A 23,442-nucleotide genomic window follows, 5' to 3' on the forward strand; every position below is an offset into this window, starting at 1 on the left:
TCATTGCTATGATTAATACGACAACGATTAAGGGAACGAACGAGATGCAGACGTCCATTTACCAACAATACCTCCAGGCGAAAGTTGAACATCCGCGTAAATACGCTCGCGATTTGGCTGCGCAACTCGGCATCAGCGAAGCGGAACTGACCCACGCCCGTGTCGGACACGATGCGCAGCGCCTACAGGGTGATGCCAAAGTTTGGTTAAGCGCGCTGGAGCAGGTTGGTAATACCAAGTCGATCACACGTAACGAATACGCCGTGCATGAGCATACTGGTTACTATCAGAACCAGACGCTTGATGGGCATGCGGGCCTTATCCTCAACCCACGCGAGCTGGACCTGCGTTTGTTCCTTTCTCAATGGGCTTCCGCTTTTGCGATGCGTGAAAACACCGCACGCGGTGAGCGTCAGAGCATTCAATTTTTCGATCATCAGGGTGATGCCATCCTGAAGGTATACACAACCGACACCACGGACATGGCCGCCTGGCAGCTATTTGTTGAGAAGTTTACCAGCAGCGAAAACCCCGCCTTGGTACTTCGTCCAGCAAACAGCGCAGCAGCCGAGCAGGTCGTTGCCCATAATCCTCAGCTTGAAGCGGAATGGCGTGCAATGACGGACGTGCATGATTTCTTCATTCTGCTTAAGCGCCATAACCTGACGCGCCAGCAGGCGTTTAACTCGGTTGCTGACGATTTGGCCTACCGTGTAGACAACGATGCGCTGTCACAGATTCTGTTTGCCGCGCGTGAAGATCAGAACGAGATCATGGTATTTGTCGGTAACCGTGGCTGTGTGCAAATCTTCACCGGTACGCTTGAGCGTGTAGAGCGTATGGAACAACATGCAGAGTGGATTAACATCTTTAATAAAGATTTCACCCTGCATCTGATCGAAGGCGCGATCGCAGAAAGCTGGATCACGCGTAAACCGACGGCCGACGGCATTGTGACCAGCCTCGAACTCTATGCCGCAGACGGCTCTCAAATTGCACAACTCTTTGGGCAACGTACCGAAGGCACGCCGGAACAACAGCAGTGGCGCGACCAGGTTGATGCTCTGAAACCATACAAGGATCTCGCCGCATGAAAAACTGGCTATTCCCCCTGCTATTGACACTCCCGCTGGGGGGGTCTGCTGCCGAGCGTATCGTTTCTATCGGCGGCGACGTCACGGAAATTATCTATGCGCTGGGTGCGGAGAAAGATCTGGTGGCACGCGACAGCACCAGCCTACACCCGGAAGCCGTGAAGAAACTGCCTGATGTGGGCTACATGCGTCAGCTCAACACCGAAGGCATTCTGGCGATGAAACCGTCTCTGGTGGTCGCCAGCGATCTGTCCCAACCTTCGCTCATCTTGCAGCAGGTGGCGGACAGCGGGACCAAAGTGATTCACGTTCCTGCTCAGCCTTCGCTGGATGTGGTGCCGCAGAAAATCGGCGTCATCGCACAGGCGCTGGGTAAAGACGCAGAAGGTAAAAAGCTGACGGAAACCTATCAGCAGCAGTTGGCAGCCGTCAAAACGTCACCGCTGCCGGTTAACGTGCTGTTCGTTCTCAGCCACGGCGGCATGACCGCAATGGCAGCAGGCAAAAACACCCCTGCGGACACGATTATCCGCCATGCTGGGTTGAAGAATGCCATGCAGAACGTTGAACGCTACCAACCGCTGTCGCAGGAAGGCGTGATTGCCAGCGCACCGGACCTGATTCTGATCTCCAGTCAGGGGCTGAAAACGCTGGGCGGTGAAGCGCAAGTCTGGAAATTACCCGGTCTGGAACTGACACCAGCAGGAAAGAACAAGCGTCTGTTAGTGGTCGATGATATGGCGATGCTGGGCTTTACGCTCGAAACCCCAACGCTTATGGCGACGCTGCGTCAGACAGCTGAAGCGATAAAATGACGTCACGGTTTCACCCACGCACGTGGTTGATCGCGCTGTTGTTATTGATGGTGGCACTGATGGTGGGTGCCGCCAACATGGGCGCACTGACCCTATCGCTCAAGATGTTATGGCAAACACCGCTTGACGATCCGATCTGGCATATCTGGTTGAATATCCGCGTGCCCCGTGTGCTGCTGGCGATCCTCGTCGGCGGCGCGTTGGCCTGTTCCGGCGCGATTATGCAGGGGTTATTTCGCAATCCGCTCGCCGATCCCGGCCTGCTAGGGATCAGCAGCGGTGCTGCACTCTGCGTCGCGATAACTATCGTGCTGCCGCTCGGCCTTCCCCCTCTGCTGGCGCTTTATGGCCCGATGTTCGCTGCTTTCGCGGGCAGTCTGGCGATTACCGCGATCATTTTCATCCTCAGTCGCTCCGAACAAGGTGGATTAACCCGGCTGCTGCTGGCAGGCATCGCGCTCAATGCGCTGTGTATCGCGCTGATCGGCGTTTTGACCTACATCAGCACCGACCAACAGCTGCGCCAGTTTTCGCTCTGGGGCATGGGCAGTCTCGGGCAGGCACAGTGGCCGATGTTGCTGGTTGCCAGTACGCTGACCATCCCTGCGATGATCGCGACGCTGTACTATGCACGTCGTCTGAACCTGTTGCAGCTAGGGGATGAGGAAGCACATTACCTTGGCGTCAACGTGAAGCGCACTAAGCACATTCTGCTGCTGCTCAGCTCGCTGTTGGTGGGTGTCGCGGTGGCAGTGAGCGGCGTGATCGGGTTCGTCGGGCTCATCATCCCGCACCTGATACGCTTGCATCTGGGTGCCGACCATCGCTGGCTTATTCCCGGATCTATCCTTGGCGGTGCCTGTCTGCTGCTGTTTGCCGATACGCTGGCGCGCACGCTACTTGCTCCGGCAGAAATGCCCGTTGGGCTGTTAAGCAGCCTGATTGGCGGGCCGTATTTCTTATGGCTGATCGTTCAGCATAAAGGACGGGGCAATGACTGATTCAGCGCTCGATCGGACGTTAGTCGCACGCCATTTGCGCTTTCAGACCAACGGTCGTTATCTGACGGATGACGTTTCTCTGGAATTGCACAGCGGGGAAATCGTCGCGATTATCGGTCCTAACGGCGCAGGGAAATCGACCCTGCTCCGTTTACTGACCGGTTATTTAACGCCAGATGAAGGCGAGTGCCTGTTAGCCGGACAGCCTTTCTCACACTGGCAACCCGGCGCGCTCGCCAAAACGCGTGCGGTGATGCGCCAGCATAGTGGCATGGCGTTTGCGTTTAGCGTGCGGGATGTCGTTGCGATGGGCCGCTCCCCTCATGGTCGCTACCCGAAAAATGATGATGTGATTCAGCAGGTCATGGCGCAAACAGGCTGTCTGGAACTGGCTACGCGCGACTATCGCCAGCTTTCTGGCGGGGAGCAGCAGCGCGTACAGCTCGCTCGCGTGCTGGCGCAGTTGTGGCATCCAGAACCGACGCCGGGTTGGTTGTTCCTCGATGAACCCACGTCGGCGCTGGATCTGTACCATCAACAGCACCTCTTGCGGCTGCTCAAGCAGCTTACGCGCAAACAGCCGTTATCCGTATGCTGCGTCCTGCACGACCTGAATCTGGCCGCGCTGTATGCCGACCGTATTCTGCTGTTGCATGAAGGGAAGCTGGTCGCACAAGGCACGCCCGCGCAGGTATTACAGGCGGACACGCTGACTCACTGGTATCGCGCCGATCTCAGCGTCGGTTCACACCCTGACTACACCATTCCGCAGGTTTATCTGCGGCAATAGCCAAGTCCCCCTGCTCCGGTTCAGCTGGAGCAGGAAATCTCCAGATGCTTGCCCCACTCTGGCGGTAACGCCGCCAAATCGTTATTCTCCGGCTGTTCATCAAACGGTTGGCACAGCGCCTGATGCAGACGTGCCAGCACGCTAATGTCGTCGTTTTCCGCCCGTTCAATCACCATTTGCGCCAGATAATTACGCAGAATATATTTTGGGTTCGTCGCATTCATCAGCCGACGACGTTCTTCATCACCCTGATCTTCCTGCATCAGCCTCTGGCGATAGGTCGCAAACCAGCTATCGAACGCGGCCCTGTCGATGAATTCATCACGGAGCGGCGAGTGTGATGCCTGCTTTTCGCTATCGGCCAGCAGGCGGAACGTGCGGGTGTAATCGCTGCCTTCCTGCTGCATCAAACGCAACAGCCCGACCAGCACATCATTATCCTCGGCGCTCGCGGTAAAGAGGCCCAGCTTGGCGCGCATCAGCGTACCATAGTGCTGCATCAGCGCCGGTTCATAGCGGGCAAGCGCGCGTTCCAGCGTTTCCGTGTCCATCAGCCCCGACAGCGCCTGCGCCAGACGATGCAGATTCCACAGCCCTACGGCAGGCTGATTGTCAAACGCGTAGCGCCCGCGATGGTCAGAGTGATTGCAAATGAAATCGGGTTGATACGCATCTAAAAAGCCATAAGGGCCGTAGTCGATGGTCAGTCCCAGAATCGACATGTTGTCCGTATTCATTACGCCGTGCGCAAATCCGACGGCCTGCCAGTGTGTAATCAGCCGAGCGGTACGTTCTACCACATCGCCGAACCACAGTTCATAGCGATGCTCATCGTTTTCCCACTGTGGCCAGTGACGGGCAATCACATACTCAGCCAGCTGACGCACTTTTTCCGGTTCACGTCGATAGTAGAAGTGCTCAAAATGGCCGAAGCGTACATGGCTTTCCGCCACACGCAGCAGCATCGCGCCCTTTTCTTCCTGCTCACGCTGGACCGGATGTGTGCTGGTGACAATCGTCAGCGCCCGAGTGGTGGGAATACCCAAATGATACATCGCTTCCGAAGCCAGAAATTCGCGTATCGCCGAGCGCAGCACCGCGCGACCATCTCCCATGCGCGAATACGGCGTCAGCCCCGCACCTTTGAGATGCCAGTCCATGCTGCGGCCATCCGCCAACTGTTGTTCTCCCAGCAGGATTCCGCGTCCGTCACCCAGTTGACCAGCCCACGCGCCAAACTGATGCCCACTATAAACCTGCGCCAGCGGCTCCATTCCCGGCAGCAAGCGTTCGCCGCTCCAGACGGCATCCTGTTCTGGCGTAAACCAGTCGGAAGACAGCCCGAGTTCCGCGGCCAATCCCTCACTGTGATAAAGCAGGCGAGCGCCATGCAGCGTCGTAGGCTGTAGCGCGGTGTAGAACCCCGGCAACTGGTGAAAATAGTGATTATTGAATAACGGTGTTTGCTGCATCCTGTCTCCCTAATACCACTCGGTTCAAGTGAAGAGAGCCACGCGCTCATCACACAACGACTCATGGGTAAACAGAAAGTGTAGAGGGATGGCAATCGAATTAACACGGAGGAAACGCAGGGGTATTATTTCCCTTACGTTTCCTTGTCATCGATTCGTTGAGAAAAACAGGACGCCTAGCGCAAGCTCTGCTCCAGCCAATCGGCCAGTTCCTGCAATTCGTTTTGCTGTTCGGGGAACGCGCTAATCAGTGTCTGACACGCTGCCGCCAAGGTTTCCGGGCGATACGCCGTTCCCTGTAATGCAGAAGCGAGTGCTTCTAACGGCGCGGGGTTCAGGCTATCGGTATAAATCTGCGCGCGGACAATGACGCCGCGTTCCACATCGAAATGTAATTCAACGCCGCCCCAGGTAAAGCGGTTATCGAGTAAATGCGAGAAATCCGGAGCCTGACCGAAGTTCCACTCCCAGCTACTTTGACGCGCAAACTGTTCGCTGAATCCCGGTAGGTCCGGGTAGGCAGAAGGCGAGATGATTTCTGGTTCACACTGTTCGCCGAAATAATCAAAGAAGGCCTGCGTCACCGCCTGACTAATGGCCTGGTGATCGACAGAGGGCAGCAATTCCACCAGATTGGCGACGCGGGAACGCACGGACGTAATCCCTTTTGCCTGTAGCTTCTTAACATCCGGGTTCAGATAATCGGCTAAGCGGCTGAGATCGGCGTTCAGCAGCAGCGTGCCATGATGAAAGCCGCGATCTTTAGTTTCGCGATAGGCCGAACCGGACACCTTGCGTACGCCATCCGTGGTTTCCACCACCAGATCGTTACGCCCCGACGCGCTAGCCTTTAACCCCAGTGAACTGAGTGCATCCAGCACAATCTGCGTTGAGACGCTTTTGTCGTATTCCGGCTTACCCGCCATGAAGGTAAAGCAGGTATTGCCGAGATCGTGGAAGACCGCCCCACCGCCGCTGCTGCGCCGTGCCAGCTTGATGCCATCCTCTTCCATCCGCCGCGTATTGCACTCTTTCCACGGGTTCTGGGCACGGCCAATGACTACGGTTTCCGCATTGCGCCATAAAAACAGTACCCGTTGCGTGGTGGGCATCTGGCGAAAGATGCACTCCTCAACGGCCAGATTAAACCAGGGATCGTAAGAGTCAGAGATCAATAAACGCAGAGAGGACATGAGCAGCTCCGTGCTGTAAGCATAATAAAGGGGGGAAATTAGATGCGGCGGGCCTGCCAGTACGCCCGTTTCCAGTACACGTTATCCAGCGATGAGCGGATTACGCCCTGACTGGTGGAGGCATGAATAAACTGGTCGTCTTTGTCATAAATGCCGACGTGCAGCCCACTGCTGCCGCTGCCCGTTTTGAAAAAGACCAAATCGCCCGGTAACAGGTTGTCACGGTCAACACGCTCGCCCAGTTCGGTTTGTGCTTCCGTGGTACGCGGCAGCTGCATGCCAAACCTATCGCGAAACGTCAGGTAGACGAAGCCGGAACAATCAACGCCGTTACGATCCAGCCCGCCATAGCGATAAGGTGTTCTGTACCATTGCCCCAGTTGGTCGTTTAGCTGCACCATCACCATAATCGAATCGCTCAGACGCGCGTTCGGCGGCGGATTATTATGCCGACTACTGCTACAGCCGACCAAAATCAGGCTGGCGAGGAGCAAACCATATCGTAGGGGCAAACCAGATCGTAAACGTATCATCGTGATTACCATAAAACCGCCGAGGCCATCGTCCTCTAGCGTTTGAAAATGCTAGGTATTGGATTAATTTAGCGTTTAATCGGGGTGACTGGCAAGTAAAGGCGATTTTTCCTATTTTCTGACGACGCCATTTTCTGGCTGCGCTAGGCACTGCGCGTGATGATCCAGTTTCTGCCATCGACCACGTGCCGCTGAAACGCCACACCAAACACAGGGGACAGCACCTCCGGCAGCATGACTTCCGCCGTCTCGCCCTGCGCCACCAACGCTCCTGCTGACAGCAGCCATACGCGATCCGCATGATGGGCGCTGTGGTTCAGATCGTGTGCGCAAACCACGACCGCGATGCCCAAACGACAGAGTTCACTCAGTAACGAATCCAGTGCCACCTGCTGAGCCACATCTAAGCTGTTGGTCGGTTCGTCCAGCAGCAACAGACGCGCGTGCGGATTGATCGTCGGCCAAATCTGCAACAGCGCCGCCACTAGCCGAACGCGCTGCCATTCGCCTCCCGACAGCTGCGTGAGCGGGCGCGCCAGCTTGTCGGTTAACATCAGACGTTCCGCCAGAAAATGCACCACCTTTTCAACCGCATCTTCCTGAGCCAGCGGCGGCTGATGCCGTTGCCAATACTGGAATACCGGCATCAGCGCCAGCGGCGGTTGCTGCTGTGCCAGATAGGCGCGCCGCACGGCCAGATCCGCTGCCGTATACTGCGACAGCGGCGTGCCGGCCAGACAGACTTCTCCTTCCCCCGCCAGCAAGCCAGCCGCTCTTGCCAGCAGAGTACTCTTGCCTGCGCCGTTCGGGCCGATGATGTGCAACAGTTCACCACGATGGCACTCCGCACTCGTCGGCGACAAACGCGGCAAGACGCTGGCCTGCAACAGCTGTAATTCTGGGGAAGTCTGCTGCGTCACTTATTTTGCCAGCGCCTCTTCGATCGCTTTCACGATGGTGTCATGGTCAGGTGCCATATCCGGCGCAAAACGATCAATCACGCGCCCTTCGCGATCCACCAGGAATTTTTCGAAATTCCACAGAATGTCTTCTGGGTTCTTAGGCTTACGGCCTTTATTGACCAAACGGGCAAAAAAATCACTTTTCCAGGTCCCGTTGGCTTCCGGCTGCTCGCGAATCAACACTTGGTACAGCGGATGACGGTTATCGCCATTGACTTCAATCTTGCTGAACATCGGGAACTGCACGCCAAACGTCCCACGGCAGAATTCCTGAATTTCTTCTTCCGAACCCGGTTCCTGTCCCGCAAATTCATTGGAAGGGAATCCCAGCACGACCAGACCTTTGTCGCGATAGGTTTCGTAGAGTTTTTCCAACGCGTCGTATTGTTTAGTCAGGCCGCATTGAGAAGCGACGTTGACGACTAAAGCCACCTGCCCTTTAAACGCCTCAAACGTTGTCGCTTTCCCATCAATGGTGGTTAGCGGAATAGCATGGATTTCAGTGCTCATCGTTTTGCTCCCTTCAGTGATAAAACAGAGTTGATAAACAAAAGTGGATAGAACAAGACATATCGCTACAGTCGATTACGTAATAGCAGCCAGATAAACCATGGCGATCCCAGCGTAGCGGTAACCACGCCTATCGGCAACTCGGCTGAACTCAGCGCAACGCGCGCGACCGTATCCGCCAGCAGCAGAACACCACCGCCGGCCAGCGCACATCCGGTCAATAAATAACGTTGATCGGTCAGCCCGCACAGCCGCAACATGTGTGGGATCACCAAACCAATAAACGCGATGATGCCGGCCAGCGCCACGCTCAGCCCGACCTGTATGCCCATGACCAGCACGAGAATCGTGCGCCAGCGATAGACTGGAATACCCAATTGACGCGCCTGAATCTCACCGAGCGTCAACCCGTTCAGTACCGCGCCCTGACGACTCAGCCACAGTAGCAGCGGCAAGAGCGTCAACATCAGCCAGCCGTGCCGCCAGTCAATGCCGCTAAAGCCGCCCATCATCCAGTACATCAGTTGGCGTAAATCGAGGCTGGAACTGAAGTAGACGGCCCAGGTCATCACCGCGCTACAGATAATCCCGAGCGCAATGCCGATGAGCAATAAACGGGTATTGGAAATATGACGACGGGCAAAATGGAGTAACAGAAAGGTAATCAGCAGCGCGCCAGCAATGGCGCTCAGGCTTAACATCCAGACAGGCAGCAATCCCTGCCCCAGCAGTACCGTCAGCACCAAGGCCACGCCTGCGCCATTCGCGACACCCAGCAACCCCGGTTCCGCCAGCGGATTATCAAAAACGGCCTGCATCACGGTGCCTGACATCGCCAGACTCGCCCCCACCAGCATCACGGCCAGCGTTCTGGGCAAGCGCAGCTGCCAGACAAAGAGCTGCTGAGCGTCATCCAGCCAGGCCGTCGGCCAAATCCAGCGTTCCCCCGCACACAGGCTGACGACCAGCGTGAGCACGAAAAACGCCAACAGCAGTGCCAGACTCCGACGATCGCGTCTGCACTGCTGTTGCTTTAGCTGGCTGTAATGCGGTAACTGCGTCGCGTACTTTAGCGGGATATCACCCGGCGATAATGGCTGCATTGTTCACCGTAACAAGGAATCCAGCGCAATAAAAAAGCGCAGTTAAGATAACGTATTGTCACGTATGTTAAACGATTTCGCCTGCCTTACACGCTTTTTCCTTGTTACCGCGACGCGGTCAAAAGGAATACGGCCACTACTTGGTGCTACATACCGCAATATAGTTAAGCTGGTTGCGATTGCGGCGAAAAGTATGAAACATGTTGAAGAACATGTCGCGGTTCTCTTTCTTCAGCGCATTTTTTACGATGCGCGCCGCACCCGCTACGCCTTCATCATAAATCAGCCCTTGTGGCGTCAGCAGCGTCATTGCGCCGTTATCGTAGCTAACCTTGCTAAAACCACACTCCTGAAACAGCGTCACCCAGCGCTCACGCAGCATTGGCTGAGCATGCACATTGATCGCTTTGTGCATCTGTTCTACCGCCTGCAAGGCCCCGGTATCCTTCTCGGAAAGCAGCATGATGTCGTGCGTAATCAGGCGACCACCCGGTTTCAGCACCCGATAATATTCGGCAATAATGCGGCTCTTGGCCTTGTCGGCATACATCGTCAACATGGCTTCATTAATCACCACGTCGAAGTGATTATCGGGAAACGGCAGCTCCAGCGCATTTGCCTGCATAATCGTGACCTGCGATGCCAGACCGTTCGCCGCGACATTCTCCTGCGCTTTCTGTAGCGCCACTTTATCCATATCCGCGCCGATAACCTGACAACCAAAACGACGCGCAATCTCCATCGCCGTGGTGCCCATATTGCAGGCGACTTCCAGCACAACGCTGTCCTGCTGGAACCCAGCCTGACTGAGCAGCCATTCAGTTGCCTTTCGGCCGCCGGGGCGCAGACGTTTTTTCCCTAAGCGGGCTAAAAATTTATGTCCTGCTTCATGATCGCTCATACTGTCACTCCTTAATTCGGTGTTAACGCGGTAGCCGTTTCGCGCTTAATGGAATAGTGCTTAATGGAATAGCGCTTAGTTGGTTTTCAGCGTCTTCAACATCGTCAGCAACATACGTGACGACTGCTGCGCATCAACGGCATGCGGAACATTGGCTGGCATACGCACCAGCGTGCCGGGCTGCGCGACAACCGGCTCACCACCAATCGTCAGCAATAATTCACCTTCAAGTACCATAACCAGTGCATCATAAGGGGCACTGTGTTCGCTCAGCCCCTGCCCCTGATCGAAGGCAAACAGCGTGACATTGCCGCCGTCGGTACGGGCCAACACGCGACTGGCAATACCGTGTTCGGTTGGGGTAATCAATTCATGGAGAACCAGCGCCTGTGCCGCTGGAAGGGTATTTTCTTTCATGGAAACTCTCCGCTATTCTCGATTCAGCGCGCCGTGATTTTGCTTGCTGAATTCATGCAAGTGATTATTATTTTCATTTACTAGCTTGATGGTAATACCAGCCTCTGGGAGGGCAAATGACATTTGTCAAAAAAGCGCTATCGCCCGATGAATACGGCGAGGTGCTGTTTCAGCATGACTGGATGCGCGGTGAACCCAACGATGTGGTGTGTGAGCTATTGGCAAAAAGCGAGCGTCTGTTTTTCCGTCAGGATGATGTTCTGTTTCGCGAAGGCGACAAAATGCAGCACTGTTTGCTGGTTGAAGCAGGAAAATTACAGGCTTTTCGCCATACCTATGGCGGCGATGAGAAGATTTTCGGGCAGTTTGAACGCGGAGAGTTTGTCGCCATCGCCGCGGTGTTTATGGATCACGGCCGCTTCCCGATGAATATCCGCGCACAGAGCGATGGCCACACGCTGATGATCCCACGGCAGGATATTCATCAGTTTTGCTTGCAGCGCCCGGAGCTGGCACTACGTCTGCTCAACTATCTGGGCAAGAAGCTCTACTCGACGATCAACCAAATCGATTGGCTGACGTCCAGCTCCGCACCACAGCGTCTGGCAGATTACCTGCTGCGCCAGCACCACATTCAGCAAACTCAGCAACTGACATTACCGGTGAGTCGGGGCCAGCTCGCGACGTCATTAGGGATGCGAAGTGAAACATTGAGTCGATTGATGTCCGACTGGAAGCGGCAAGGCCACATTACCTACCGGGGTCATCAGGTGGAATTGTGCGATTTGAATTATCTGAAAGCGCTGGCGGCAGAGGCCCGACGGACATTCTGATCGATCTAACCCTTTGTTGATTCAAGCACAACGGGGGATAGAACAATTTTGGATATACTTTTTGACAATTGTCATTCCCACATCATCACATTATCAACTAGGCTTAGCTTACATTAATGAGAATAGCTCTCATTAACATAATTATCTCATTCATCTTGTGATGAGATACCGTGAGGGTAACGCTATGCTAGGCTTTTTCCGACGAACCTTATCGCTTCATGGAACACGGTCGCTTCATGGAACATCATCACGCCATGACAGCCAACAGCCGCCACATCCGCAGGTGGACTCGCCGACAGAAACCGCTGCGCATACTCGCTGTAGCGAGAGTGAATATTGTTTCTTTAACCACGCTGCGATGTTGCCCTTCGATCAGCTTGATGAATGTTGCTGCAGCAACGATCGGCAAGAGAAAACGCCATCCTCATACGATTCATGACGTTTTCTCTTTTTGCGGGCGCTTAAAATTTTTTGTGGACGCTTAAAACTTAATGCTTTGACCGCGCGTCAACCAGGCAGCGACAAATTCTGGCACCACGGCGCTGGCGGGGCCGTACATTTTTTCATCAAACTGGCTTTCTACCTGACTCGGTTCCAGATTCAGTTCCAGCGTGTAGGCACCGTGCGAATGAGCCTCATGGACAAAACCGGCAGCAGGATAGACATGCCCAGACGTGCCAATCGCAATGAAGTAATCGGCCTGCGACAGCGCATGGTAAATCTTATCCATGTGCAGCGGCATTTCACCAAACCACACCACATGCGGGCGTAACGGCGCGGGAAATTGGCAGCAGTGGCAGCGTTCGCCGACGGCGAGATCGTCCGGCCACTCAAAAATCTGTCCACTTTGGGTACAGCGTACTTTCAGTAGCTCACCGTGCATATGAATGATGCGCTTGCTGCCAGCACGTTCATGCAGGTTATCGATATTTTGCGTAATCAGCAGGAAGTTGTCTTCCAGCATTGCTTCCAGATTCGCTAATGCCAGATGCGCAGCATTGGGTACAATTTCCGGCTGCTGTAGCTGACGACGACGGGCGTTATAAAATTCCTGCACCAGCTCGGGGTTACGCTGAAAGCCTTCGGGCGTCGCAACATCCTCAACGCGGTGCTCTTCCCACAGGCCATCGGCCGCACGAAAGGTACGGATGCCCGACTCTGCTGAAATACCTGCGCCCGTCAGTATCACCACGCGCGGTTTTTTCACTTCGCTTGCTGCCAGATAATCACGATGGAAAATACGCGCACGAAGACGCTGTTGCCGCATACGCTTTCCCTTATGAAATCGCCCTAATCGTTGACGCGTATACATACTTTCTCCAGCTAGTTATCCATTAAGTGTAGCAACGCCGCACCACGTACGCCGCCCGCATCGCCATGACGCGCTTTCTCTATACGTGGCAGTTTCGCAATCGGTAAAAGTCGTGAAGGAAGGCGCGTCGGCAGAATTTGATAGATTTCATCAAAATTCGACAGTCCACCGCCCAACACCAGCAGGTGCGGATCGAACAGGGTCAGCAGATTGCCCAGACAGGCCGCCAACAAATCCATAAAGCGATCGACAAACGCCTGCGCCTTTTCTTCTCCGCCGCGATAGTGTCGGATGATGGTCACGGCAGGCAGCGCTTCACCATACAGATGCTCATACAGCCATTCAAAACCGCGACCAGAAATATAATTCTCGATACAGCCTGATTGACCACAGCCGCACTTCACGCGGGGAATATCCACGCCGATGATATCCAGCGCGTCGGACGGCAGACGGAGATGGCCGAACTCGCCCGCGATGCCGTTGCGCCCGTCGACCGGACGCCCGTTAATCACCAGACCACCGCCCAGCCCCGTGCCTAAAATCATGCCCAGCACGATAGGATAGGAACGAAATTCCGCATCCCAGGCTTCCGACAGCACAAAGCAATTAGCGTCGTTACTGATGCGAATATCCCGCTGCAAACGCTGCGACAAATCCGTACGCAGCGGTTTTCTCATCGTCGCAGGCAGGTTAGCGGTGAATAGTGCACCGTCGTTACCTGTCTCCATGCCCGGTACGCCGAGACCGACTTTCCCCTGCATACCAACCTGAGCATCGGCTTCATGCACCAGATTGACCAGCGTCGAGAGTAGATCATCATAATTATTGCGCGGCGTCGGCACCCGCTTTTGCCACACCTTGTTCAACTCCGCGTCGAACACGCCCAGCTCAATTTTCGTGCCGCCCATGTCAAAACCGTAGTACATGACTGCTCCTTAGGGTGTGATCGCTTTCCCACACGATAGGGAATATCCCCGTCATATCTCAAGCCGCATGTGCGTTGGCTTGGCTTACTGTCCGCTCAACACGCGAGCAGGATCAATCCGGCTGGCGCGTCGTGCCGGATACCAGCTGGCAATCAAACTCAGCACCAGCGATGTGCCTAATACGATAAAGACGTCCATCAGATGCAATTCCGATGGCAGGAAATCGATAAAATAGATGTCGCCGGACAGCAGTTTATGGCCGATGAGTGCCTCAATACCGCGAATAATTGGCGTCAGTTGCAAGGTCACAATCACGCCAATGACAGCGCCTATCACGCTACCCAGCAGCCCAGCCAATAGCCCGTACCAAATAAAGATAGCCCGAATCAGCCCGTCTGGAGCGCCCAGCGTACGCAAGACCGCAATGTCGCTACTTTTGTCTTTCACCGCCATCACCAGCGTTGACACAATATTAAAACAGGCCACACCAATCACCAGGATCATCGCCAGATACATGATGGTTCTCACCATCTGGATGTCTCGGTACATATAACCATAGGTGCCAATCCAGCTGCGAATAGAGACATAAGCATTCGTGACTTCGCCCGCATCGCGCACCAGCTTATTGGCAGAGAACACATCGTTAGCCTTGATGGCGATCCCCGTTACGCTCTGCCCCATGTCCAGATATTGCTGGGCATCCGCCAACGGAATCAGCGCTAAGCCGTGATCGAGCTGGCCACTCAGCTGTAAAATACCGCTGACGTGCAACCGGATGCGTTTCGGCTGCATCAGCTTCATTTCCGGGTCGCTGTTCGGGATCATCACCGTGACCCAGTCGCCTTCCACCACATTCAGCGCCTTTGCCACGCCCTGACCAATAATGACCTGCTGTTCACCCGCGCGGAACCGCTGCCAGGCGTCATTCAACACATAGTTGGGCAGCGCGCTAAGACGTTTCTCCTGCTGTGGATCGACGCCTTTTACCTGAACCGCCTGAAGTTTGGCACCGTTCTCCAGCAGTCCGGTGAAATTGATATAAGGTGCCGCAGCCGCAACGCCGGGCACCTGTTCTATTTTCGGAAGAATGTCCTGCCAGCCGTCGAAAGGCTGATTGACCGGTGCGATCTCACCATGCGGAACCACGGCCAAAATGCGGTTATTCAGTTCACGTTCAAAGCCATTCATCGCGCTCAGGCCAAGAATCAACACCGCTACGCCGAGGGCAATCCCGAGCGTCGAAATGACCGAAATCAGCGAAACCATGCCGCCACGCCGACGGCCGCGGCTAAAGCGCAGGCCAATCAGCAACGAGAGCGGAGGAAATCTCATTGCCGCGCTCCCATCAGGGTCAGTTCCTGCTGCAACTGACCGTCGCGCATTTCCAGTTGGCGGTTCAGTCGGCTAGCCAGTTGCAGGTCATGCGTCACCACCAGAAAGGCTGTGCCCTGACGGACGTTCAGTTCTCCCAGCAGTTCAAAAATGGTGTCGGTCGTACGCTGATCGAGGTTACCGGTTGGCTCATCTGCCAATACCAGAGACGGGCTATTCACCAACGCTCTGGCAATGGCGACACGCTGTCGTTCACCGCCGGACAGCTCTGATGAACGGTGGTGGCTGCGTGCTTCCAGCCCAACAGCCGCCAGCATTTCGCGGGCTTTATCCTGCGCCTGTGACGTCGGCACTTTACCAATCAGCAACGGCATTGCTACGTTTTCCAACGCGGTAAAATCCGGCAGCAGATGGTGGAACTGATAAATAAAGCCCAGCTCGCGGTTGCGTAAATCCGATTTTGCCGCCGCTGAAAGCGTATTCAGCGGCTGGCCTTTAAAGATAACCTCACCTGATGTCGGCGTATCTAACCCGCCCAGCACATGCAGCAACGTACTTTTGCCCGAGCCAGAACTCCCGACGATGGCCATCATCTCGCCGCTGCTCATTTCGAATGAGACATCACGTAACACGTCGGTAGACAGCTTGCCGTCCTGATAGCGCTTCGACAGGTTAGTACACTGCAATAACGGTAAATCACTCATAACGTAAAGCCTCAGCGGGTTGAACGGCGGCAGCGCGCCATGACGGGTAAAGTGTCGATAAGAGGGCAATGACCATCGCAGAAATGGCGATGGTCACGACCTGCATGGGATCAATATCTACAGGCAACGCGGCACCATCCAGCAATACGCCCAATATCGGCATCAGCGTATTCAGTTGGCTGGCCAATAACGTCCCCAGCAATGCCCCTAACAACGCGCCAATCACGCCAGCGCTCCCCCCTTGCACCATAAACACCGCCATAATCTGACGTTGAGTCAGCCCCTGCGTTTGCAGAATGGCGACTTCTCCCTGTTTTTCCATCACCAGTAAACCCAGCGAGGTAATAATATTGAATGCGGCCACGGCGACGATCAGGCTGAGCAACAGCCCCATCATATTTTTCTCCATGCGTACGGCTTGGAACAGCTCACCTTTACGCTCACGCCAGTCTTTCCAGACCGTACCTTCCGGCAGCGTTTGCGTGCTCAGCGTATCGACCGACAGCGGCTTTTCCAGCCACAAACGCCAGCCGGTAATCTGGTTCGCGGGGTAGCGCATCAGCCGTGAAGCATCCTGCTGGTTCACTAAGAGTTGGTAGCTATCCACTTCGCTGTTCGCGGCAAAGGTGCCGGCAACGGTGAAAATACGCTGGCTGGGGATACGGCCCATCGGCGTCAGTTGGCTGGCGCTGGTTACCATCATGCGAATTTGATCTCCAGCTTTAACACCCAGCTGTGCGGCCAGTTTATCGCCCAAAATGGCCTGATACTGACCGGATTGCAGTTGCTGCTGTTTGACGTTAACCAGATAGCGTGACAGCGGTTCCTGTTCGTCAGGATCAATGCCTAACATCACGCCCACCGCAACGCTGCGGGCGCTTTGTAGCACCACATCGCCCGTCGTCAGCGGCGCAACGCGCGTTACGCCTTCCAGCGAGTCTAAGGAGGATGCAGGAATCAACGCCGGGTTCAGCGAACCTTGTGGCGTAGAGATAACTGCCTGAGGCATCACGCCCAGAATATTGCCTTCCAGTTCGCGCTCGAAGCCATTCATCACGGAAAGCACGGTGACCAACGCCATCACGCCCAGCGTGATGCCAATGGCGGATAACCAGGAGACAAACCGGCCGAAGCGGTCTGATGCACGCCCACGCATGTAACGCAGGCCAATAAATAAAGCGACAGGTTGATACATGAAATCCGTCTGGATAAGGTTGCCAAAGCAAAGTGATCAAGGATAATAAAGGGTAGTACTGCTTTATGGAACCCTAACACCCTCACTCTACGGCTTTTTCTTATTCCTGGCCGGATGCAGGGAGGCGAGACCCGATAATCAGATGATGCCTGAAAATTACCGTTATTCGCTGCCGCCCAAAGCGGGTGAGCAGCGCCTGCTGGGCCAGTTAACCGGCGCTGCCTGCGCCGTTGAATGTGCAGAAATCATTGAACGCCACGCCGGGCTAGTGGTGCTTATCGCGCCGGATATGCAAAACGCTCTGCGATTGCGTGATGAAATTCAGCAATTTACCGACCAGCACGTCACCACCCTGCCTGACTGGGAAACGCTGCCCTACGATAGTTTTTCTCCGCATCAGGAAATTATTTCGACCCGCCTTTCCACGCTCTATCAATTGCCCAACATGACGCGCGGCGTTCTGATTCTGCCGGTCAACACGCTGATGCAGCGCATTTGTCCGCACAGTTTCCTGCACGGCCATGCGTTGGTGTTGAAAAAAGGCCAGCGCCTCTCGCGCGATAAGCTGCGTTCGCAATTAGAACAGGCGGGCTACCGCAGCGTCGATCAGGTCATGGAACACGGTGAATATGCCACGCGCGGCGCGCTGCTGGACCTATTCCCCATGGGGAGCGAAGAGCCCTACCGTATCGATTTCTTTGACGACGAAATCGACAGCCTGCGTCTGTTCGATGTGGATACGCAGCGCACGCTGAATGAAGTGCCGCACATTAATCTGCTGCCCGCCCACGAATTTCCGACCGATAAAACCGCCATCGAACTTTTCCGCAGCCAGTGGCGCGAGCAGTTTGAGGTGCGACGCGATGCCGAGCACATTTATCAGCAGGTCAGCAAAGGCGTCTGGCCTGCCGGGATCGAATACTGGCAGCCGTTATTCTTCAGTGAACCGCTGCCGTCGCTGTTCAGCTATTTCCCGACCAACACGCTGATCGTCAACACGGGCAATATCGAACAGAGCGCCGAGCGTTTCTGGCAGGATATTCAGCAGCGCTTTGAAAGCCGTCGTGTCGATCCGATGCGTCCGCTGCTGCCATCGGATTCACTCTGGCTGCGCGTAGACGGTCTGTTCACGGAGCTGAAAGCGTGGCCGCGCGTGCAATTAAGAACCGATACGCTGCCGGAAAAAGCCGCCAACGTGAATCTGGCCTATCTGCCGCTGCCGGAGCTGGCGATTCAGCATCAGCAGAAATCCCCGCTGGACGCGCTACGCCGTTTTATCGAACAGTTCGAAGGCCAGATTATTTTCTCCGTCGAGAGCGAAGGCCGACGCGAAACGCTGCAAGAGCTGTTGGCGCGTATCAAACTGAATCCGACACTCATCAACACGCTGGAGCAGGCTCAGGAGCGCGGCACTTACCTGATCATCGGTGCCAGCGAACACGGTTTTATCGACACGCTGCGTCAGCGTGCGTTGATCTGCGAAAGCGATCTGCTGGGTGAGCGTGTCAGTCGCCGCCGTCAGGATAGCCGCCGCACGATTAATACCGATACGCTGATCCGCAATCTGGCGGAACTGCGGCCGGGACAGCCCGTCGTCCACCTCGAACACGGCGTTGGCCGCTATGCTGGGCTGACCACGCTAGAAGCGGGCGGCATCAAGGCCGAATACCTGATTTTGACCTATGCAGGCGAAGACAAGCTGTACGTTCCTGTTTCCTCGCTGCATTTGATCAGCCGCTATGCGGGCGGTGCCGATGAGAATGCGCCGCTGCATAAACTGGGTGGCGATGCCTGGTCACGCGCGCGGCAAAAAGCGGCAGAAAGAGTGCGCGATGTCGCCGCCGAGCTGCTGGATATTTATGCCCAGCGTGCGGCGAAAAGCGGCTTTGCGTTTAAGCATGATAAAACGCAGTATCAGCTTTTCTGCGAAAGTTTCCCCTTCGAAACCACGCCCGATCAGGCTCAGGCTATCAACGCCGTGCTGAGCGACATGTGCCAGCCGCTGGCGATGGATCGTCTGGTGTGTGGCGATGTCGGCTTTGGTAAAACCGAAGTGGCGATGCGCGCCGCGTTTTTGGCAGTTGAAAACCATAAGCAGGTTGCCGTTCTGGTGCCAACAACGCTGTTGGCGCAGCAGCACTTTGACAACTTCCGCGATCGCTTTGCCAACTGGCCGGTGAAGATTGAAATGATCTCCCGCTTCCGCAGCGCGCGTGAACAAACTCAGGTGCTGAAAGAAACGCAGGAAGGCAAAGTCGATATTCTGATTGGCACCCATAAGCTGTTGCAGAGCGACGTGCACTGGCGTGATTTAGGGCTGCTGATTGTGGACGAAGAGCACCGCTTCGGCGTGCGGCACAAAGAGCGGATCAAAGCGATGCGGGCGGATGTCGATATCCTGACGCTGACCGCTACGCCAATTCCGCGTACGCTCAACATGGCCATGAGTGGAATGCGCGATCTGTCGATCATCGCCACGCCGCCCGCCCGTCGTTTAGCGGTGAAAACCTTCGTCCGCGAATATGACAATCTGGTGGTGCGTGAAGCGATTCTGCGTGAAACTCTGCGCGGTGGGCAGGTGTATTACCTCTATAACGACGTCGAAAATATCGAGAAAGCCACCCAGCGGCTGGCAGAGTTGGTGCCGGAAGCACGCATCGCGATCGGCCACGGTCAGATGCGCGAACGCGAGCTGGAACGGGTCATGAACGACTTCCACCACCAGCGTTTTAACGTTCTGGTATGTACCACGATCATCGAAACGGGGATCGATATCCCGAGCGCTAACACCATTATCATCGAGCGTGCCGATCACTTCGGTCTGGCACAGCTGCACCAGTTGCGTGGTCGCGTCGGGCGTTCCCACCATCAGGCTTACGCCTACCTGCTGACGCCGAATCCTAAAGCGATGAGCACCGATGCGCAGAAGCGTCTGGAAGCGATTGCCTCATTGGAAGACCTCGGCGCCGGTTTTGCGTTGGCAACGCACGATCTGGAAATCCGTGGCGCAGGCGAACTGCTCGGGGACGATCAGAGCGGACAAATGACCAGCGTCGGTTTCTCGCTCTATATGGAACTACTGGAAAGCGCCGTCGAGGCTCTGAAAGCGGGTCGGGAGCCATCGCTGGAAGATCTGATCAACAGCCAGACCGACGTCGAACTGCGTTTGCCTGCCCTGCTGCCTGACGATTTCATCCCCGACGTCAATACGCGCCTGTCGTTATACAAACGTATCGCTAGCGCGAAAACCACCGCCGAGCTGGATGAGTTGAAGGTCGAACTGATCGATCGCTTCGGTCTCCTCCCCGATGCAAGCCGCTATCTGTTGCAGATTGCCGCTTTGCGTCAGCAGGCACAGGCGCTGGGTATTCGCCGTATTGAAGGGAATGAAAAAGGTGGATTTATCGAATTCAGCGAGCAAAATCGCGTCGATCCGTCCCATCTTATCGGCCTGTTACAGCGCGATCCGGGCACCTACCGTCTTGATGGCCCAACTCGCTTGAAATTCATGAAGGATTTGAGTGACCGTCCGCAGCGCATCGAATTTATCGGTTCACTGCTGGGGAACATGGCGCAGCATACGCTGGCGGCGTAACTCGCTTTCAACATAAACGGGAACCTGCGGGTTCCCGTTATTTTATGAATTCATATCGACATTCATCGGCATTGTGAATTAGAAATCAAGAATACTTCTTCGCACCTGTAACAATTCGGTGGCTCTTTCGCGAACCATGCGTACCTTCATGTCGTAGGTTAACACTTGCCAAGTTCCTTCTACTTTCTCATCTTTTTTCTGCCCGTCCATCGCTTCGAATTCCCAATACGTATTTTCTGCTGCCTCAATATAGGCATCGCGGTATTGAATCCAGGCGTCTTGTGATTTTTTCAGCGAGTCTTTAACCGTTTGCGACTTATCCCGCATCAGCGATTGGTACTGCTGATTCATAATCACTTCCCATCCCTGATAAGCGGCCTCAAAACAAGCTTTACTCTCGGAAATCGCTTGAGCTGACGCAGTACAAGTAATGAGTCGATCATCAGGTGACTCGTTAGTGTTATTCGCACCGTGAGCCGAAGACACCATGGCCAGAAGTGTTACAAGTATTGCCTTTTTCATTTTATTCACCGTTCCTTCTTAGTGTTTTTTCCATTATTAACTGCTATATCAACGCATTATCATTAACCAATATATCCGCCTTTACAAGCACCGTCGTAACGCAGTAAAGTCGCCACCCTTTTTATGGTCCGCCATCCTTGGCGGCCTCCCTTCCGGGCCGTCGCGGGTGCGACGTTAAAAATGTCTCCCGGAAAATTTCTATGGCATGGGCCTCACTATGTTTATCGGTTTTGACTACGGTACAGCCAACTGTTCAGTGGCGGTTATGGATGCAGGAACGCCACGGCTCCTGTCGCTGGAAAATGGCTCGCCTTATCTTTCTTCCCTGCTGTGCGCGCCCGTGCGCGAAGCGGTTAGCGAGTGGTTATGGCGACACCATCAGGTCAATGCTGAGGGTGAGAACGCGCTGCTGCTGAAGCGCGCCATCAGCTACAACCGCGAAGAAGATATTCGCGTGCAGCCTGATAGCGTGAAATTCGGACGTGATGCGTTGCGCCACTATATGGATGACCCGGAAGAGACGTGGTTCGTTAAATCACCGAAGTCCTTCCTCGGTGCCGTCGGGCTGAAAGCCCAGCAGATTGCGCTGTTTGAAGATCTGGTCTGCTCCATGATGCTGCACATCCGCACGCAGGCGGAAAGCCAGCTTGATCAGCCTATTCGTCAGGCCGTCATCGGCCGCCCGATTAACTTTCAAAGCATCGGCGGCGAAGAAGCCAACCAGCAGGCGCAAGGCATTTTAGATCGTGCGGCACACCGTGCCGGGTTTGAAGACGTCGTCTTCCAGTTTGAACCCGTGGCCGCTGGGCTGGATTTCGAATCCACGCTGACGAAAGAAACGCGCGTGCTGGTCGTGGATATCGGCGGCGGAACCACCGACTGCTCCATGCTGCTGATGGGCCCAGAGTGGCATAAGCAGCATGAACGTTCACAAAGCCTATTAGGGCACAGCGGCTGCCGCGTTGGCGGTAACGATCTGGATATCATGCTCGCGTTCAAACAGCTGATGCCACTGCTTGGTATGAATAGTGAATCGGAAAAAGGCATCGCTCTGCCACTCATGACCTGGTGGAATGCGGTTGCGATTAACGATATTCCGGCGCAAAAAGAGTTTCATAGCACCGCCAGCCGCGCGTTAATCAACGAAATGATCCGCGATGCCCGTCAGCCCGAACTGGTAAAAAGACTGCTGACCGTCTGGCAACAGCGCCTAAGCTACCGTCTGATTCAACTGGCGGAAGAGAGCAAGATTGCGCTGTCCAATCAGTCGGAAACGGCAGCCGATTTGCACTTTATCGAATCGGGTCTGGCAACGCGCATTCATGCTGATGAACTCAATGCCGCCATCGAGAATCCGCTCATGCGTATTCAGCAACAGGTGACGCTGGCGCTAGAAACCAGTCAAACCCGCCCGGAAGTGATCTACCTGACCGGCGGTAGCGCCCGTTCTCCGCTGCTGCGTCAGGCTATTCAGCAGTTACTTCCTGATATTCCTATCGCCAGCGGCAACGATTTTGGTTCCGTTACCGCCGGACTGGCGCGCTGGGCAGAGATTATTTTCCGTCGTTAAGCCAAAGACGGGACGCCAACCACGTGTCTCGTCAGGCTATTCTTTTGATCGCTACCGTGGCTTGACTAATAACCCACGCAGCAGCAACTCCAGCGCGGCTACACCTTGTGCCAGCCGCGCATTTCCATCCTCTCCGTCCGCTATCCAGAACGCCGCTTCGGCCAGACTGCCGTAGATTAACGATGCCAGCGCCTGTGGATCGGCATCAGCCACCACGCCCTGTCGGATAAGGTTATCGATCAGCCGCTGCATCGACTCAACGCAATGGCGCTGTGAATCTGGTGACGCGCCCCCAGCACCGCTCGGGCATCACGCAGCACAATGCGCTGAATCTCCGGCTCCAGCGCCATTTCCAGATAAGCGCGGCAGCGGCGACGAAAACCGTCCCAGCCATCCTCGGCGGTGTCGGAGATGACTTGCAGTCGTGCGTCCATCTCGGCATCGATCTGTTCCACTACTGCCGCCAACAATCCCTTCTTGTCACCGAAATGGTGATAAAGCGCCCCACGGGTCAGGCTCGCCTGTGCGGTGAGATCGTCCATTGAGGTGTCAGCATAGCCGCGTTCGCTAAAGACCTTACGGGCGGTCGCCAGCAGCGTAGCGCGAGTTTCTTCCATTTCAGCACGAGTACGACGAACCATCGACACATCCTTACATACACA

Annotated in this window: 22 protein-coding genes and 1 pseudogene; 8 read left to right on the forward strand and 15 right to left on the reverse strand. The window is 55.2% G+C overall.

Annotated elements, in window-relative coordinates:
* Positions 1 to 44: 44 nt before the first annotated feature.
* Genes BJJ97_RS17855 through BJJ97_RS17870 form a run of 4 tightly spaced genes read left to right on the forward strand, consistent with a single transcriptional unit; the run spans position 45 to position 3,700 of the window.
* Positions 45 to 1,094 carry a hemin-degrading factor gene (locus BJJ97_RS17855; RefSeq protein ID WP_095699836.1) on the forward strand — a complete coding sequence of 350 codons (1,050 nt, stop codon included), beginning with the start codon at positions 45 to 47 and terminating at the stop codon, positions 1,092 to 1,094.
* Entirely contained in the window at positions 1,091 to 1,909 is an 819-nt protein-coding gene (locus BJJ97_RS17860; protein ID WP_095994826.1) for a heme/hemin ABC transporter substrate-binding protein, read from the forward strand. Before BJJ97_RS17855 ends, BJJ97_RS17860 begins: the two co-directional genes overlap by 4 nt.
* Positions 1,906 to 2,910 carry a FecCD family ABC transporter permease gene (locus BJJ97_RS17865; RefSeq protein WP_095699838.1) on the forward strand — a complete coding sequence of 335 codons (1,005 nt, stop codon included), beginning with the start codon at positions 1,906 to 1,908 and terminating at the stop codon, positions 2,908 to 2,910. Before BJJ97_RS17860 ends, BJJ97_RS17865 begins: the two co-directional genes overlap by 4 nt.
* Positions 2,903 to 3,700, forward strand: a complete 798-nt coding sequence (locus BJJ97_RS17870; protein WP_095994827.1) for a heme ABC transporter ATP-binding protein — start codon at positions 2,903 to 2,905, stop codon at positions 3,698 to 3,700. Before BJJ97_RS17865 ends, BJJ97_RS17870 begins: the two co-directional genes overlap by 8 nt.
* A 20-nt stretch (positions 3,701 to 3,720) precedes the next feature.
* Here BJJ97_RS17870 and BJJ97_RS17875 read toward each other — a convergent pair whose 3' ends face one another.
* From BJJ97_RS17875 to BJJ97_RS17910, 8 genes are all read right to left on the reverse strand, one after another.
* Positions 3,721 to 5,172, reverse strand: a complete 1,452-nt coding sequence (locus tag BJJ97_RS17875) for a protein adenylyltransferase SelO (protein WP_095994828.1) — start codon at positions 5,170 to 5,172, stop codon at positions 3,721 to 3,723.
* A gap of 176 nt (positions 5,173 to 5,348) precedes the next feature.
* Positions 5,349 to 6,365, reverse strand: coding sequence for a lipoate--protein ligase A (locus tag BJJ97_RS17880; protein ID WP_095994829.1), 1,017 nt, complete (start codon positions 6,363 to 6,365; stop codon positions 5,349 to 5,351).
* Positions 6,366 to 6,403: 38 nt separating this feature from the next.
* The gene (locus BJJ97_RS17885) at positions 6,404 to 6,898 is read right to left on the reverse strand and encodes a C40 family peptidase (RefSeq protein ID WP_095994830.1); all 495 of its coding nucleotides are present in this window, start codon (positions 6,896 to 6,898) and stop codon (positions 6,404 to 6,406) included.
* 143 nt (positions 6,899 to 7,041) lie between these two features.
* The gene (btuD, locus tag BJJ97_RS17890) at positions 7,042 to 7,818 is read right to left on the reverse strand and encodes a vitamin B12 ABC transporter ATP-binding protein BtuD (RefSeq protein WP_095994831.1); all 777 of its coding nucleotides are present in this window, start codon (positions 7,816 to 7,818) and stop codon (positions 7,042 to 7,044) included.
* The gene (locus BJJ97_RS17895) at positions 7,819 to 8,370 is read right to left on the reverse strand and encodes a glutathione peroxidase (RefSeq protein WP_095994832.1); all 552 of its coding nucleotides are present in this window, start codon (positions 8,368 to 8,370) and stop codon (positions 7,819 to 7,821) included.
* Between the two features lie 65 nt (positions 8,371 to 8,435).
* Positions 8,436 to 9,473, reverse strand: coding sequence for a vitamin B12 ABC transporter permease BtuC (gene btuC / locus BJJ97_RS17900; RefSeq protein ID WP_095994833.1), 1,038 nt, complete (start codon positions 9,471 to 9,473; stop codon positions 8,436 to 8,438).
* 136 nt (positions 9,474 to 9,609) lie between these two features.
* Positions 9,610 to 10,374, reverse strand: a complete 765-nt coding sequence (locus BJJ97_RS17905) for a class I SAM-dependent methyltransferase (RefSeq protein WP_095699846.1) — start codon at positions 10,372 to 10,374, stop codon at positions 9,610 to 9,612.
* Positions 10,375 to 10,449: 75 nt separating this feature from the next.
* The gene (locus tag BJJ97_RS17910; protein ID WP_095699847.1) at positions 10,450 to 10,791 is read right to left on the reverse strand and encodes a cupin domain-containing protein; all 342 of its coding nucleotides are present in this window, start codon (positions 10,789 to 10,791) and stop codon (positions 10,450 to 10,452) included.
* 116 nt (positions 10,792 to 10,907) lie between these two features.
* Between BJJ97_RS17910 and BJJ97_RS17915 the strand changes: the two genes are divergently transcribed.
* Positions 10,908 to 11,624 (forward strand): Crp/Fnr family transcriptional regulator, encoded by a 717-nt coding sequence (locus tag BJJ97_RS17915; protein WP_095699848.1) that lies wholly within the window; start codon positions 10,908 to 10,910, stop codon positions 11,622 to 11,624.
* A 218-nt stretch (positions 11,625 to 11,842) separates the two neighbouring features.
* A complete protein-coding gene (locus BJJ97_RS17920; RefSeq protein WP_157910786.1) occupies positions 11,843 to 12,109 on the forward strand; it encodes a hypothetical protein in 267 nt (88 codons plus the stop codon).
* On the opposite strand, the gene cobB is transcribed toward BJJ97_RS17920, so the two are convergent.
* The 5 genes from cobB to lolC form a co-directional block, all read right to left on the reverse strand.
* The gene (cobB, locus tag BJJ97_RS17925; RefSeq protein WP_095699850.1) at positions 12,106 to 12,936 is read right to left on the reverse strand and encodes a Sir2 family NAD+-dependent deacetylase; all 831 of its coding nucleotides are present in this window, start codon (positions 12,934 to 12,936) and stop codon (positions 12,106 to 12,108) included. The genes BJJ97_RS17920 and cobB overlap by 4 nt on opposite strands.
* 11 nt (positions 12,937 to 12,947) lie before the next feature.
* On the reverse strand, positions 12,948 to 13,862 hold the full coding sequence (nagK, locus tag BJJ97_RS17930; protein ID WP_095699851.1) for an N-acetylglucosamine kinase: 915 nt from the start codon (positions 13,860 to 13,862) through the stop codon (positions 12,948 to 12,950).
* A gap of 84 nt (positions 13,863 to 13,946) precedes the next feature.
* The gene (gene lolE, locus BJJ97_RS17935) at positions 13,947 to 15,194 is read right to left on the reverse strand and encodes a lipoprotein-releasing ABC transporter permease subunit LolE (protein ID WP_095994835.1); all 1,248 of its coding nucleotides are present in this window, start codon (positions 15,192 to 15,194) and stop codon (positions 13,947 to 13,949) included.
* On the reverse strand, positions 15,191 to 15,898 hold the full coding sequence (gene lolD, locus BJJ97_RS17940; RefSeq protein WP_039480363.1) for a lipoprotein-releasing ABC transporter ATP-binding protein LolD: 708 nt from the start codon (positions 15,896 to 15,898) through the stop codon (positions 15,191 to 15,193). Before lolD ends, lolE begins: the two co-directional genes overlap by 4 nt.
* Positions 15,891 to 17,093, reverse strand: coding sequence for a lipoprotein-releasing ABC transporter permease subunit LolC (gene lolC, locus BJJ97_RS17945; protein WP_095994836.1), 1,203 nt, complete (start codon positions 17,091 to 17,093; stop codon positions 15,891 to 15,893). The genes lolD and lolC overlap by 8 nt, the downstream gene beginning before the upstream one ends.
* 142 nt (positions 17,094 to 17,235) lie before the next feature.
* On the opposite strand from lolC, the gene mfd reads away from it, so the two are divergent.
* Positions 17,236 to 20,688 carry a transcription-repair coupling factor gene (mfd, locus tag BJJ97_RS17950; protein WP_193438343.1) on the forward strand — a complete coding sequence of 1,151 codons (3,453 nt, stop codon included), beginning with the start codon at positions 17,236 to 17,238 and terminating at the stop codon, positions 20,686 to 20,688.
* 78 nt (positions 20,689 to 20,766) lie between these two features.
* Here mfd and BJJ97_RS17955 read toward each other — a convergent pair whose 3' ends face one another.
* A complete protein-coding gene (locus BJJ97_RS17955) occupies positions 20,767 to 21,210 on the reverse strand; it encodes a lysozyme inhibitor LprI family protein (RefSeq protein ID WP_095994837.1) in 444 nt (147 codons plus the stop codon).
* A 217-nt stretch (positions 21,211 to 21,427) separates the two neighbouring features.
* Between BJJ97_RS17955 and yegD the strand changes: the two genes are divergently transcribed.
* Positions 21,428 to 22,780 (forward strand): molecular chaperone, encoded by a 1,353-nt coding sequence (gene yegD, locus BJJ97_RS17960; protein WP_095994838.1) that lies wholly within the window; start codon positions 21,428 to 21,430, stop codon positions 22,778 to 22,780.
* 51 nt (positions 22,781 to 22,831) lie between these two features.
* Here yegD and BJJ97_RS17965 read toward each other — a convergent pair.
* A pseudogene (locus BJJ97_RS17965) lies at positions 22,832 to 23,421 on the reverse strand (TetR/AcrR family transcriptional regulator).
* Positions 23,422 to 23,442 lie beyond the last annotated feature (21 nt).

The sequence above is a fragment of the Pectobacterium polaris genome (genome assembly GCF_002307355.1).
Classification (GTDB): domain Bacteria; phylum Pseudomonadota; class Gammaproteobacteria; order Enterobacterales; family Enterobacteriaceae; genus Pectobacterium; species Pectobacterium polare.

Bases quoted from the DNA above. Each gene is read 5' to 3' on its own strand.
- BJJ97_RS17855 (WP_095699836.1), top strand. From the start codon at position 45: ATGCAGACGTCCATTTACCAACAATACCTCCAGGCGAAAGTTGAACAT.
- BJJ97_RS17860 (WP_095994826.1), top strand. From the start codon at position 1,091: ATGAAAAACTGGCTATTCCCCCTGCTATTGACACTCCCGCTGGGGGGG.
- BJJ97_RS17865 (WP_095699838.1), top strand. From the start codon at position 1,906: ATGACGTCACGGTTTCACCCACGCACGTGGTTGATCGCGCTGTTGTTA.
- BJJ97_RS17870 (WP_095994827.1), top strand. From the start codon at position 2,903: ATGACTGATTCAGCGCTCGATCGGACGTTAGTCGCACGCCATTTGCGC.
- BJJ97_RS17875 (WP_095994828.1), bottom strand. From the start codon at position 5,172: ATGCAGCAAACACCGTTATTCAATAATCACTATTTTCACCAGTTGCCG.
- BJJ97_RS17880 (WP_095994829.1), bottom strand. From the start codon at position 6,365: ATGTCCTCTCTGCGTTTATTGATCTCTGACTCTTACGATCCCTGGTTT.
- BJJ97_RS17885 (WP_095994830.1), bottom strand. From the start codon at position 6,898: ATGATACGTTTACGATCTGGTTTGCCCCTACGATATGGTTTGCTCCTC.
- BJJ97_RS17895 (WP_095994832.1), bottom strand. From the start codon at position 8,370: ATGAGCACTGAAATCCATGCTATTCCGCTAACCACCATTGATGGGAAA.
- btuC (WP_095994833.1), bottom strand. From the start codon at position 9,473: ATGCAGCCATTATCGCCGGGTGATATCCCGCTAAAGTACGCGACGCAG.
- BJJ97_RS17905 (WP_095699846.1), bottom strand. From the start codon at position 10,374: ATGAGCGATCATGAAGCAGGACATAAATTTTTAGCCCGCTTAGGGAAA.
- BJJ97_RS17910 (WP_095699847.1), bottom strand. From the start codon at position 10,791: ATGAAAGAAAATACCCTTCCAGCGGCACAGGCGCTGGTTCTCCATGAA.
- BJJ97_RS17915 (WP_095699848.1), top strand. From the start codon at position 10,908: ATGACATTTGTCAAAAAAGCGCTATCGCCCGATGAATACGGCGAGGTG.
- BJJ97_RS17920 (WP_157910786.1), top strand. From the start codon at position 11,843: ATGGAACACGGTCGCTTCATGGAACATCATCACGCCATGACAGCCAAC.
- cobB (WP_095699850.1), bottom strand. From the start codon at position 12,936: ATGTATACGCGTCAACGATTAGGGCGATTTCATAAGGGAAAGCGTATG.
- nagK (WP_095699851.1), bottom strand. From the start codon at position 13,862: ATGTACTACGGTTTTGACATGGGCGGCACGAAAATTGAGCTGGGCGTG.
- lolE (WP_095994835.1), bottom strand. From the start codon at position 15,194: ATGAGATTTCCTCCGCTCTCGTTGCTGATTGGCCTGCGCTTTAGCCGC.
- lolD (WP_039480363.1), bottom strand. From the start codon at position 15,898: ATGAGTGATTTACCGTTATTGCAGTGTACTAACCTGTCGAAGCGCTAT.
- lolC (WP_095994836.1), bottom strand. From the start codon at position 17,093: ATGTATCAACCTGTCGCTTTATTTATTGGCCTGCGTTACATGCGTGGG.
- mfd (WP_193438343.1), top strand. From the start codon at position 17,236: ATGATGCCTGAAAATTACCGTTATTCGCTGCCGCCCAAAGCGGGTGAG.
- BJJ97_RS17955 (WP_095994837.1), bottom strand. From the start codon at position 21,210: ATGAAAAAGGCAATACTTGTAACACTTCTGGCCATGGTGTCTTCGGCT.
- yegD (WP_095994838.1), top strand. From the start codon at position 21,428: ATGTTTATCGGTTTTGACTACGGTACAGCCAACTGTTCAGTGGCGGTT.